This is a genomic window from Frankia tisae, from assembly GCF_025403405.1.
Lineage (GTDB): Bacteria > Actinomycetota > Actinomycetes > Frankiales > Frankiaceae > Frankia > Frankia tisai.
Genome location: NZ_JANEZT010000226.1, coordinates 1 through 11,108 on the forward strand (window position 1 = coordinate 1; position 11,108 = coordinate 11,108).

Below are 11,108 nucleotides of genomic sequence, written 5' to 3' on the forward strand. Positions count from 1 at the left end.
GTCGAACCCGGCTGTCCCTATCCGGGCCTCGCCGGGTTCGACGCCGCCAGCGAGCGGTGGTTCTTCGGCCGGGAGCGGATGGTCACCGACCTGGTCGTCCAGGTGCGGACACGGCTGGCCGAAGGCGGTCCACTGGTCCTGGTGGGGTTGGATGCCGCTACACAGCAGGCCGCCCGGCCGCTGTTGATGCGGATGGTCCGCCTGCGCGAGGGCGAGCAGGACAGCAGGCGGCGGGTGCGACGGGCGGACCTGCTCGCCACGGTGCCCGCGCGTGAGGCCGCAGCCGTGCTCGATGCGCTGGTCGCGGCCAGGCTCGTCGAAGCAGACACCGAAGGCGGCGGGGACAGCCTGCAGATCGCCCATGAGGCCCTGCTGCGCTCGTGGCCGCGGCTGCGGGAGTGGATGGATGTCGACCGGGCCCCCGGGCGCGGACGGCGCAAGCACGGCCCAGGACACCTTCGCCGCCGAGGCGCGCCTGCTGGAACGCCTCGCCCATCCCCACATCGTCCGAGTGCACGATCACGTCGAACGCGACGGCCTGTCCATGATCATAATGGAGTACTGCGGCGGGGGGACGCTGCGACATCAAGCCGGAGAACGTCCTGTTCGCCGGGGATGGAACCCCGAAGGTCTCCGACTTCGGCATCGCCAAGATCGTGGCCTTCACCGGCAACCCCGCGAACACCGTGATCGGCACCCCCGCCTACATGGCTCCGGAGCAGTCCACCGGCACGGCACTGCGGCCCGCGACCGATCCGTACTCCCTGGGCATCGTCCTGTACGAGCTGCTGTCAGGCCGGACGCCGTACGCCGGCCAGGGCGTCGCCACCTACCTCACCCGCCGGCGCCTGTACGAACCAGCGCCGCCGTTGCGAGGCGCCTGCGCGCCGCCCGAGATCGCGGCAGTCGTGATGCGAGCCCTCGACCTCGATCCGGCGCGCCGGCAACCCACGGCCGCGGCCTTCGTCGACGACCTCGTCTCCGCCACGACCCACGGGTTGGGTCCAGGCTGGTTGGACGGCTGCACCGTCCCCCTCCACTTCCCCGACGAGATCCGCGCCGCGGCGGGCCGCGGTGGCCGACGGTCTGCCGCCGAACCTCCGGCCCAGCAGGCGTATTTCCCCGAAGCGCTCGGGCCCGCCGGCCAGGCAGCCAAGCCGGTGGAGTCGGCCGGGCCGGAGGAGCCGACTCCACCGGCCGAGACGGACGGGCCCACAGAGCCCGGCGCGCCAGGCAACGACCCGGACCAGGGCACGAGCGTGGTCGCCGGCACCGGAAAGGCTGGCCGCGGCGGCGATGGCGGCCCCGCGTTCGACGCCGAACTGGACAGTCCGGCCGGCATCGCCGTCGGTCCGGACGGATCCCTGTTCATCACCGACACCGGTAACCATCGGGTCTGGTGGCTCGACCCGGACGGTGCGGCCCGGATCGTCGCCGGCGCCGGCACCCCCGCAGGCGGTCCGGCGGGACGACGGCTCCCGACGCGTACTTGCCAGCCGGTCCGGACCGGTAGTCGTGGCCGACCCGCGCCAGGTCGCCGTCGGGCCGGACGGGACCGTGTACATAGCGCAACCAGGCCGGCATTGCATCACGATCATTCCCGGGCGATGACCGAGCTCGGCCGCCAGGTCCCCTTCCCGCGCCCGAACCCCGGGGAGAGCAGCCGACCTCGGCGGGACTGACGCGGATCGCTACCGGTGGCGGCCGGAGGTGAACATCCAGGCCAGGTGGGCGCCCGGCAGGTCGCAGACGGTGCGGACGATCAGGTGTAGTCGGTCCGGGTCCACCGTCGTCGCCACGCTCCGCATCTCGGTGAGGAAGGCGCGTTCTGCGCCGTCGAGGTCGCGCAACCGCCGGGTGATGTGCACCTGTACCTGTTCGAGCGCGGTGCGCTCGTCGCAGCCGGTGGCGCGCTGGAGAACGATGATGTAGTTGGTGGTCTCCCCGAGGGCTGCTTCCCGCGGCAGGGAAACCACGTCGTTGGTCCAGGCGATGATGTCACTTGAAGCCGCACACAGCTCGGTCCAGCTATTCGTCGCGGCGAGGTCCGGGGGAATCTCCGTCTGGTAGGCGACTTCCACCAGGTCGTACATGAACATGGCATTGTCGTCCCGACGCAGTGCCGGGTATTCCTCCGGGCTCGCCACCGTGCCGTTCTGCCGGTGGGTGATCTGCGCAAGGAAGGCATCGCGGTGATCGTGGATGTGCCGGCGGATGCGACGCCGCCACTGCGCGGACATTCCCCGGGCGGTGCGGAACCACAGATCGGCAAGCGCGGCCACCGACGCAGGGGCGGCGGCGGGCGCGGGCTGCCCTTCGGTGATGGCGGTGATCGCGGCATAGGTTTCGCGCACGATCTCCGGACTGCGGCCCATGGGCCCTTCGTCCTGCTCGTCGTCGAGGTGGAACAGCCACACCGCCCACTCGGCGAAGACCTCGACGTCGGCCTGCTCCGCATCGGGCAGGATCCGGGCGGCCGCCAGGTGGAATCCGGCGGCGTCCAACCGGGCACGCGCGGCGGCGTCGGCGACCAGCCCGAACTCGACGGCCCAGGCCAGGACGTGTTCGCCGATGCGGTCGGCCGCGGGATGCATCCGTTCAGAGACGCGGATACCGAAGTCTGGTCTGGGCATGCCGGTGTGACAGAGCTCGGTCATGAGGTGGCCTCGGTGCAGGGAGGGGGCGGAATCCGCCCGGCTGACGTGCCTACATGGCGAAGACGGCAGTGAGATAGGGCGAGCTGAAGTACACCGGGAACCAGCCCGCGCGGAAGTGGGGCAGTCCGGCCAAGAACCGTCTGTCTGCCATTATGGCGCAACAGGATTGTCCGGTGGAGGAATTCGGCCGAACTTATCGAGCAACTCTGGCTGGCAACGCCGACCGAAATCCGATCCTGCTCTTGATGTGGATCTCGTCACATCAACACCCGCCGCAGGCGGGATCAGGGGATCGCGGCTGCATCGACACCGGGCCCCTGACAACCGACCGCTATGACATCACCATCGCCGATTCCCGCCGCCGGCCTTCCTGGTGACGCCGCCGGCGACGTCGCCTGTCATCCGTCTTCCGGGCTGACCGTCCCGGTCTCCGTCCGGGTGAGACGGATGAACCCTTCGGCGCCCCGGACACTGCGTAGACAACCGTCTTCCATGTCGGCAACCAGGGCCTCGCCGTTGTTGCCCCAGGCGACGACCGGCACCTGGCAGACGAGCTTCTGCCCGTCAGGCGTGCTGGCGGGCAGCCCGCCCACGATGTTCTTGTCGCCGCCTTCGGATGTGGGCCTGAAGAAGGCGGTGTAGCCGTGGGCGGAGATCATCGTGGGTCCTCCCGGTAGGTCTTGGTCTCGGCGGCGCCAGGCGTTGGGGATCGACGGGCAGTCACGGCTCGACCAGCCCTGCGGCGCGCGCCCGGCGGAACACGTCCATCAGGTGCGGGTCCACCGCGTCCGCTCGGCCCGAAGCTCTCACCGACATAGAAGCTCAGGGACATCTTCCGCCCCTGGAGTTGCGACAGTGCTCCGCTGTACGGTACGGCGCCGAGCGCGCCCGCATCCTCATGCCTGTGCTGATGCGCCCCGCGACGGCCGCTGACATCCCCACCGCGGCCGACAGCCCGCGGCCCCGGCCGGCGCGAGGATGCCAGACCGGGGCCGCGGGGATCGGCGAGGCCAGGTTCCCCGCCCGGCGTCGAGCGGGTCTGTGGCGTCGCCGTGGGAAGCGGTGGCTAACATCCGCGGTCCGTTCCCACGAGCAGAGCCAGGGTGGTCATGTCCGTGACCTGGCTGTCGGGCCCGGTTACCTGTCCCAGGTGTTGACGAGCGTGTACCCGCTGAAGCCACCGCCGGCGACGGCTTGCGCCCCGGCAATGCCGCTTACCTGGACGGGAAGCAGGCTGTAGGGGGGAGTCGTGAGGCCCTTGCCCAGCTGCCCGAAGAAGTTGCTGCCCCAGGCCCACGCGGTGCCGTCCTCGCGCAGCGCATACCCGCTGAAACTGCCCGCGGAGATCGCGGTGACCCCGACGAGGCCGGTGGTGCCGTTGACCGGGACGGGCACCAGAGAGGTGTCGTCGGTGCCGTTGCCCAGCTGCCCGGTGTTGTTGAGGCCCCAGGCCCAGGCGGTGCCGTCCCCGCGCAGCGCGTACCCGCTGGCGCCCTCGCTGCTGGCGGCGATGGCGGTCACCCCGGTGAGGTTGGAGATCACGACGGGTACCGTGCTGGACACGATGCTGCCGTTACCCAGCTGCCCTTCGTCGTTCGCGCCCCAGGCCCAGACGGTGCCGTCCCGGCGCAGCGCGTACCCGGCTTCCTGGCCGCCGGCGATCGCTTTCACCGCGCTGAGGCCAATGATCCGGACGGGTAGCGGGCTGTCGGCGGTGGTGCCGTTGCCCAGCTGCCCTTCGTCGTTGTCACCCCAGGCCCAGACGGTGCCGTCCTGGCGCAGCGCGTACGCTGTCGTGCCCCCGCTGGCGATGGCGATGACTCGGGTCAGGCCGACGACCCGGACGGGTACCCGGCTGTTGGTGGTCGTGCCGTTGCCCAGCTGCCCGTAGTTGTTGTAGCCCCAGGCCCAGACGGTGCCGTCCCCGCGCAGCGCGTACCCGTTGGCGCTGCCGCCGGCGAGGGCGACGACCCGGGTCAGGCCCCTGACCCGGACGGGTACCGTGCTGTTCGCGGTGGTGCCGTTGCCCAGCTGCCCGTAGGCGTTGTAGCCCCAGGACCAGGCGGTGCCGTCCCGGCGCACCGCGTATCCGGCGTACCTGCCCGCGGCGATGCCCACCACCTGGGTCAGGCCGGTCAGGCCGCTGACCCGGACGGGTACTGCGCTGTTCGCGGTGGTGCCGTTGCCCAGCTGCCCGAGGCCGTTGTAACCCCAGGACCATTCCGCGCCGGGCCCCGCCACGAGGGGGCGCGGCCCGGAGGCCGTCCCCCATGCCGGGGCCGCTGGGGCCGCTGTGGCCGCTGTCGGCAGGGCCACGATGCCGGCAGCGGCCAGCGCCACCATCCCCAGCCCCAGCCTTCGTCGACGAAACATGTCCGCTCCTCAGAACCGCGGGTGTCGTCATCGATACCCTCTGACCACGAAGAGTAGTTAACGGGGATCTTTATGTGGCTATCTGAGCGATATATTCGCTGCGCTGCGTGTTGATTGGATTCCTCGATATACCCTCTACCTACATCAGTCTCACGATCCGTCATCAGTGACCGAGGGTGCTCGCCGGCTGCGAGCGCCCCGGGCTGTTCGGCCGGGCGGTGTCCGTGCAGCCGTCCTCGGCCGCACGCCGGACCCGACCGGCCCCGGAGGAGCCGGCGGCACGCGACAACCCGACCGTCCAAATGATCCGCAGCAACCTGGACGCCCCCAGGAAACGATGCGTAGCCGATCGACAAAGGCTCAATCCACCCCAGGCAGATCGTCCAGGTAGGCCTGCCCCGCGCCTTCACTGGCCCGCAGAGCCGCGAGCCCCGGCCATCAGGACCGGTCGGGGCGCGGGAATCAACCGGCATGCCGACTACGGCTACGATTGCATCGTCCTCGGTGGCATTGCGGTCTGTGATGGTCGGAGGTTTGCATGGCGCCAGCGCCACGTTTTCGCCGGGTGGCGGCTTTGCAGCGCCGTTTCGTGGACCGCGAGCCGGTACTGGCGGCTTTCACCGAGGAACTGACGCGCATCGGCGAAGGACCGCGCGTCTTCAATGAGTTCGTCGTCGACAGTTCGATCCTGACCGACATCGTCGACACGGTGGCCGGGCTGCCGGTCTTCGGCACGGTATCTTCCAGCTCCTGGCCAACACCTTTCATCTCCCCGACCATCGCATTGCCTGCGAATCCCTGACGGCCTATTCCTTCGTCTATCCGGCGAACACCGCGCTCCGATTCCACCAGCTCATGGCGTCCGCCCTGCGCGAGGCCGCCTACCACGCGTTGCAGGGTCGCCACGCCGGCGGCACCGCCATCCTCGACCACGCGGACCGCGCCGTACTCCGCGGCGGGCACGGCGCCGCCCGCGGCATCACCGACGATCTGCGCACCCAACTGCCCGATCAGCCCGCCGGCAGGGACCTTCCCGAGGCGTTGCGCTGCCTCGATGCGGAAGCCGCGGTCCGCCTCGGCGACGCCGCCGCCGTCACCGCTCTCACCCCCGGGCCCGTCACCACCCTCGCCGTCGACACGGTCGTCGGGAGGCGGCTCGCCGTCGCCGCCGGAAACGGGCGACGCATCGCCGGTGAGACCAGGGCGGCACTCGACATCTTCACCCATGTGTGGGACCGGGCCGCCGGATCGCCGCGGCGGACCGCAGGTCTGTGGGCCGCCGACCTCCACATGGCGCAGGGCAGGTTCCGCGGCTGCGAGACCCTCGCCGCCGAGGCGATCATCGAGGCCGGCCAGGCGATCGAGATCCAACGGGAGATCGGCGCCCATCACGAACTCGGCAAGGCCTACACCGCCCTTGCCGTCGGGCAACTGCGCTGCGGCCGGCTCGACGCGGCGGTCACCGCCCTGCGCTGGACGGTCCACGAACTGGAAGCGGCCGACGTCTACCCGACCATCATCGTCAGCGCGGCGCACGCCCTGGCGCTCCTCGGCATCGACGACGACCAGGTCACCGCCGCCGCCCAGCGGGCCCGCGCGGGCCTCCGGCCGTTCGGCACCCTCGCCGAGCTCGACGCCCGCCTCCGCGACTTCGCCACCGACCTCCTCGACGGGCAGGCCTGGCACCCCGAGGAGCTGTACCGGCAGGCGATCGGCCGCCCCGACGCCGCCTCCGGCTTCTACAACCACAACATCCGGATGGACACTCCGACCGGGGATGTGATCGTCCGCAACCCCGCTACCAGATCATCGAGTTCCTCCGCGGCGAGCTCCTCGACACCATCGCGCCCCGCGGCACCCGCGTGCCCGGCCACGTCCTCGACGATGTCAGCGAACTGTTCGGCCAACTTGGCCTCGTCCCGCGGGACGACCTCCCGAGCCTTTCCGCTGGCTGGCCCGACGACGGCCGGACCGCCGACTTCGCCCGCCGACTTCGCCCGCCGGCTGTCCGCCGTCACCGCCGGCGTGCACGTCCGCTTCCTGCCCGAGTTCGGCGACCTGTACGCCCGGTTCGGCATCCCCGCCGACGCCCTCACCGCCATCGAACAGCGATGGGTGACTCTGCGCCCCCGACCCTTCCGCCTCCTGCACACCGACATCCACCGCAAGAACATCATCGTGTCCGGCGGGCGCGGCTACTTCCTCGGCTGGGAACTCGCCCTCTGGGGCGATCCCGTCTACGACCTCGCCGTTCACCTGCACAAGATGAGCTACCAGCCCGACGAATCCGCCGCCGTCGTCACCGGCTGGAGCACGGTCGTGGGTGGCGCGGCCGCCGAAGGATGGCAACCGGACCTCGACACCTATCTCGCCCACGAGCGGGTGAAATCCGCCATCGTCGACACCGTTCGCCACACCAAGATCATCGCGGACGGAAACCTCACCCCCGACGGCCGAAACTCCTTCATCGACAAACTCGTCGGAAAACTCGCCGCCGCCCACATCCAGCAATGGATCGACCGGCGCGGATAGGGGGGCGTCACGGTCAGCGGCGAGTCACACCGCCCATCAGGTGCCGTTCCCGACCAGATATCCGGATTTCCTCGGCGAGTGATCGGCGGCTTCTCAGGCGCTCCCGCTGGCCTGGAGTTTCTGCACGTCCTCGGTGGTCATGCACCGCCCTCCGATGCCCCAGTCCCCGCTGCGGACCTCCTCGACGACGACATGGGTCACCGATCGCGTCGCCTCACCCTCGATACCGACCATGACCTCGGTCAACTTGGTGATCATCTCCTGCTTCTGCTGCGGAGTGAATACGCCCTCGATCACTTTCACGTTGACGAACGGCATGCCCGTTACCTCCAACACTGCGCTCCTGCCCCCAGCCGCCGTCCGGCAACCGGGCTGACCAGGGTGTACCCAGGCATGCCGACGAAAGTCAGGCGTCTTCCGCCTCCCGCCTGATCTCGTACCCCCATCGCGCACCGAGCCTGGGGTCGGTGTGGGTGATGATGATGGTCGCCCTGGCCTGGTCGCTGGAGATCAGCGTGATGTTCTCGAGCCGTACCTTGAGGTTGCCGACGACACCTGGATAACGCCGGGTGATGTCGCGGTACTGCTCGCCGTTCTGGACGTAGGCCAACCCGTCGTCGATGTTGTTGTCCGCGTCGAACGCCTCGGTGAACGCCGTCGTGATCTCGCCGACGGTGGCCTGGTCCGGCTTCGCGAGGGCGGCTGGCGGGAAGGCTGCCGGGGGCGTTGGGGTCCCCCTGGTGGATCCGTCGCCTCGCGCCACCCGGAGGGCCTGTTCGCCTCAGTCGGATGCGGGAAGGGCCGTCAGAACAATCCGCCATTGACGTCTCCTGCTCTGGTAGGCGCTGGCCACGGTGGCGCCACGCACCGAGATAGCTCAGCTACCGTTCGGGTGTTTTCCACCTTCTAAGAGTGACGTTGACGCACGTGCGGTTCAGCCCCCATGCATATATCGGGTGTTGTCGCCGAGCACGTCCCGCCAGCGGGGAACTCCTTCTCTCACCGAGAACCGGGCGACGCAGGTTCACGGCGCCACGCCCGGCGCATCTCGGCGAAGTATTCGCGGGCCGTCAATCCGACGAGGCCGAGCCAGCGCCGGTTACCCCCGTTCCAGGAGCTATGCCCCGGTACCTCGGCTCAGCAGACCAGCAAAACCTCTGATCAGACACCTGACCGATCAGCCCGGTAGGCGTCGATGACCACGGTGAACTGGCCGTTCACGGTGACGTCGGTGATGCCGGCGAACAAGGCGCCGGTGCCCGGCAGGGTGACGACCGTGCGGACACAGACGACGAACGACGCGCCCGGTTCCAGGGTCTGGGCCCCGTCGCCGGGATTGCCGGCGCCGCAGTTCGCACCCGCCGGGGCGAAGTGGAGCTGCGGCTCGCCGGAGACGCCCTGGTCCTGCAGGGAGAGGGCGGCGGCGAGGCGGGCCCGGTCGATGCCCTGGGTCTCGCTGTCGGCGGTGGCGAACGCGCGGCCGGCCTCGCGGGCCGCCTCGGTCACGCCGAACGCCGATTTCTGCACCGAGAACACGCACAGGAACAGGTACACGAACGGGACGAGCAACACGACGGACAGCCCGACGAACTCAATCATCGCCGAGCCGTCGTCCGCCCCTCTCCCGTCGCGGCGCGCCCGGCTCCGGCCGTCGCGGGGCGCCCGTCCCTCTCCCCACACCACCCGCGTCCAGATCGCGCGGATGGTACGCAGCCACCGAGGCGTCACGGCTGCTCCTTGACGGCGTGGCCGGTGACGGTGATCGTCACGCCGTCGCCGAGGGGGACGAGGACGAGCGGGACGGCGACCTTGCAGGTCACCTGGACCAGCGGGGTGCCGCCGGGGCCGTCGACGTCGGTGCCGGTGCAGACGGTGTCGGCGCGGCCGGGGATCGTCCGGGCGATCAGCGCCTGGGCGTACGGACCGCCGTCCGCGGCCGGGACTCCGAGGTTGGCCGCATGCCGGGCACCCTCCGCCGCGTCCGCCGCGAGCGTGTTGCGGATGTGCAGGATCAGGCCGACCTGCAGGATCCCGAGGAACAGGAACAGCAGCAACGTCCCCACCAGGATGAACTCGACGACCGCCGACCCCTCGTCGCCCGCCATGCCGTCCTCGCCCGGCGGGGCCTCGCAGTCGGGCCCGACCGGCTCTTTGCCGTCCCGCGCCGCCATGGCCGGCGCGGCCGGAAGGTCAGCCGCCGCCACCGCCGCCGACGCCCGACACCGAGTTGATCGCCGAGGTGAACAGGTTCTGCAACGCCGGCGTCGCCAGCGTGGCGATGGCGACGACGAGGGCCGCCGTCATCACCGTGATCATTACCCAGCCGGGGACGTCCCCCCGGTCACGGCCGTCACCGCTGTCACCGCCGGCGCCGATCGTGTCGGTCGCCGACCGCCAGGCCAGCCACCTCGTCTTCAGGGTCTGCCCGATACGTCGTCCCATGTCCCCTCCATCACCGTCCGGCCTGAGCCATGCGCCCGGCCAGGAACCGTGCGCCCACGTCGTCCGTGGCGCGCACCCTGCGCATCCGCGTCGGGCACCGCGTTGTGCCAAGTCGGTTGGGCCTGTGTCGGATCAGGCCGCGCCCCGCCCCCGGGGGCCGCCGCGATCACTGGGCGATCACGGTGAAGCTCACCAGGGCGGGGTAGAAGGCGAAGATCACCGTCGTCGGCAGGACGAGGAAGACGACCGGGATCATCATGGCGATCTCCTTGCGGCCGCCGGCCTCCAGCAGCTGCCGCTTACCGGCCTCGCGGACGTCCATCGCCTGGGCTCGCAGGATGTCGGCCAGCGGGGTGCCGCGTTCGATCGCGACGGCCATACCGTCGACGAACCGGGCCAGTGGCACGAGCGCCGTGCGGGCGGCGATGCCCTCCAGGGCCTGCACGAGGGTGGCGCCGGCGCGGGCGTCGGCGAGGGCCAGGCGCAGCTCGCGGCCCAGCTCGCCGTGGGTGAGTCGGCTGACCCGCTCCAGCGCGCCGATCGCGGACTCCCCCGCGGTGACCGCCAGCGCCAGCAGCTCGGCGACCGTGGGGAACTCCAGCAGCATCCGGTCCTCGCGCTCGTTGATCGACCTGGTCAGCCAGTACTCGCGGCCGACCACCCCACCGGCGGCGCCGGCGACGACGAGGGCGACGTCGACCAGAGCCGGCGGGCCGATGCCGAGCAGCGCGCGCAACGCCAGCAGGAACGCGCCGATCAGCGCGCCGCTGACCGCGCAGATCACCTGCTGGGCCCGGAACTCCTCGATGCTGGTCCGCCCGCCCGCCTGGGTCAGCCGGCGCTGCAGTGCCGCCCGGCCGCCGAGGAAACGGTCGAGCCGGCCGGCCACATCCGACAGCAACGGCCGCAGGAGCGCCTCGACCGCGACGAACCCCGGGCGGGCCGACGCGCGCGGCCGGTCCGCGAGCAGGCGGGACGGCGTGGGCGTGTCGCGCAGGTAGGGGTCGAGCCGGTCGGCGAGCTGGATGCGCCGCGCCCGCGGCGACCGGTAGACAACAATGACCAGGCCAAGCCCGGCGAACAGGCCGAGCAGCGCCCCAGCGG

At 70.7% G+C, this 11,108-nt stretch carries 13 protein-coding genes and 2 pseudogenes; 6 read left to right on the forward strand and 9 right to left on the reverse strand.

Annotated features, from left to right (window positions below; all coding sequences use genetic code 11):
* The 3 genes and pseudogenes from NBZ85_RS33255 to NBZ85_RS20085 all read left to right on the forward strand — a co-directional run.
* A pseudogene (locus NBZ85_RS33255) lies at positions 1–366 on the forward strand (nSTAND1 domain-containing NTPase); the annotation flags it as partial.
* A gap of 40 nt (positions 367–406) precedes the next feature.
* A pseudogene (locus NBZ85_RS20080) lies at positions 407–887 on the forward strand (serine/threonine-protein kinase); the annotation flags it as partial.
* 24 nt (positions 888–911) lie between these two features.
* Positions 912–1,682 (forward strand): NHL repeat-containing protein, encoded by a 771-nt coding sequence (locus NBZ85_RS20085; protein WP_261562403.1) that lies wholly within the window; start codon positions 912–914, stop codon positions 1,680–1,682.
* 9 nt (positions 1,683–1,691) lie between these two features.
* Here NBZ85_RS20085 and NBZ85_RS20090 read toward each other — a convergent pair whose 3' ends face one another.
* Positions 1,692–2,657 carry a terpene synthase family protein gene (locus NBZ85_RS20090; RefSeq protein ID WP_261557152.1) on the reverse strand — a complete coding sequence of 322 codons (966 nt, stop codon included), beginning with the start codon at positions 2,655–2,657 and terminating at the stop codon, positions 1,692–1,694.
* 173 nt (positions 2,658–2,830) lie between these two features.
* Between NBZ85_RS20090 and NBZ85_RS20095 the strand changes: the two genes are divergently transcribed.
* Entirely contained in the window at positions 2,831–3,034 is a 204-nt protein-coding gene (locus NBZ85_RS20095; RefSeq protein ID WP_261557154.1) for a hypothetical protein, read from the forward strand.
* Positions 3,035–3,055: 21 nt separating this feature from the next.
* Here NBZ85_RS20095 and NBZ85_RS20100 read toward each other — a convergent pair whose 3' ends face one another.
* Both NBZ85_RS20100 and NBZ85_RS20105 read right to left on the reverse strand, forming a co-directional pair.
* The gene (locus tag NBZ85_RS20100) at positions 3,056–3,316 is read right to left on the reverse strand and encodes a hypothetical protein (protein ID WP_261557156.1); all 261 of its coding nucleotides are present in this window, start codon (positions 3,314–3,316) and stop codon (positions 3,056–3,058) included.
* A gap of 478 nt (positions 3,317–3,794) precedes the next feature.
* Positions 3,795–5,030: an RCC1 domain-containing protein gene (locus NBZ85_RS20105; protein ID WP_261557158.1), complete on the reverse strand. Its 1,236-nt coding sequence runs from the start codon at positions 5,028–5,030 to the stop codon at positions 3,795–3,797.
* Between the two features lie 538 nt (positions 5,031–5,568).
* Between NBZ85_RS20105 and NBZ85_RS20110 the strand changes: the two genes are divergently transcribed.
* Complete coding sequence (locus NBZ85_RS20110) at positions 5,569–5,832, forward strand: hypothetical protein (protein WP_261562399.1); 264 nt, start codon at positions 5,569–5,571, stop codon at positions 5,830–5,832.
* Positions 5,833–5,885: 53 nt separating this feature from the next.
* A complete protein-coding gene (locus tag NBZ85_RS20115) occupies positions 5,886–7,562 on the forward strand; it encodes a phosphotransferase (protein ID WP_261562400.1) in 1,677 nt (558 codons plus the stop codon).
* A 93-nt stretch (positions 7,563–7,655) separates the two neighbouring features.
* Here NBZ85_RS20115 and NBZ85_RS20120 read toward each other — a convergent pair whose 3' ends face one another.
* From NBZ85_RS20120 to NBZ85_RS20145, 6 genes are all read right to left on the reverse strand, one after another.
* The gene (locus NBZ85_RS20120) at positions 7,656–7,880 is read right to left on the reverse strand and encodes a tautomerase family protein (RefSeq protein WP_261562401.1); all 225 of its coding nucleotides are present in this window, start codon (positions 7,878–7,880) and stop codon (positions 7,656–7,658) included.
* Positions 7,881–7,968: 88 nt separating this feature from the next.
* Positions 7,969–8,325, reverse strand: coding sequence for a hypothetical protein (locus NBZ85_RS20125; RefSeq protein WP_261557165.1), 357 nt, complete (start codon positions 8,323–8,325; stop codon positions 7,969–7,971).
* 398 nt (positions 8,326–8,723) lie between these two features.
* Entirely contained in the window at positions 8,724–9,290 is a 567-nt protein-coding gene (locus NBZ85_RS20130; protein ID WP_308205001.1) for a hypothetical protein, read from the reverse strand.
* On the reverse strand, positions 9,287–9,667 hold the full coding sequence (locus NBZ85_RS20135; protein WP_261557173.1) for a TadE/TadG family type IV pilus assembly protein: 381 nt from the start codon (positions 9,665–9,667) through the stop codon (positions 9,287–9,289). Before NBZ85_RS20135 ends, NBZ85_RS20130 begins: the two co-directional genes overlap by 4 nt.
* Before the next feature lie 85 nt (positions 9,668–9,752).
* A complete protein-coding gene (locus tag NBZ85_RS20140; protein ID WP_261557167.1) occupies positions 9,753–10,004 on the reverse strand; it encodes a hypothetical protein in 252 nt (83 codons plus the stop codon).
* 166 nt (positions 10,005–10,170) lie between these two features.
* The coding region (locus NBZ85_RS20145) for a type II secretion system F family protein (protein ID WP_261562402.1) at positions 10,171–11,108 on the reverse strand (938 nt) is incomplete at its 5' end.

Bases quoted from the DNA above. Each gene is read 5' to 3' on its own strand.
- NBZ85_RS20105 (WP_261557158.1), bottom strand. From the start codon at position 5,030: ATGTTTCGTCGACGAAGGCTGGGGCTGGGGATGGTGGCGCTGGCCGCT.
- NBZ85_RS20115 (WP_261562400.1), top strand. From the start codon at position 5,886: ATGGCGTCCGCCCTGCGCGAGGCCGCCTACCACGCGTTGCAGGGTCGC.
- NBZ85_RS20090 (WP_261557152.1), bottom strand. From the start codon at position 2,657: ATGACCGAGCTCTGTCACACCGGCATGCCCAGACCAGACTTCGGTATC.
- NBZ85_RS20120 (WP_261562401.1), bottom strand. From the start codon at position 7,880: ATGCCGTTCGTCAACGTGAAAGTGATCGAGGGCGTATTCACTCCGCAG.
- NBZ85_RS20135 (WP_261557173.1), bottom strand. From the start codon at position 9,667: ATGGCGGGCGACGAGGGGTCGGCGGTCGTCGAGTTCATCCTGGTGGGG.
- NBZ85_RS20100 (WP_261557156.1), bottom strand. From the start codon at position 3,316: ATGATCTCCGCCCACGGCTACACCGCCTTCTTCAGGCCCACATCCGAA.
- NBZ85_RS20110 (WP_261562399.1), top strand. From the start codon at position 5,569: ATGGCGCCAGCGCCACGTTTTCGCCGGGTGGCGGCTTTGCAGCGCCGT.
- NBZ85_RS20140 (WP_261557167.1), bottom strand. From the start codon at position 10,004: ATGGGACGACGTATCGGGCAGACCCTGAAGACGAGGTGGCTGGCCTGG.
- NBZ85_RS20085 (WP_261562403.1), top strand. From the start codon at position 912: ATGCGAGCCCTCGACCTCGATCCGGCGCGCCGGCAACCCACGGCCGCG.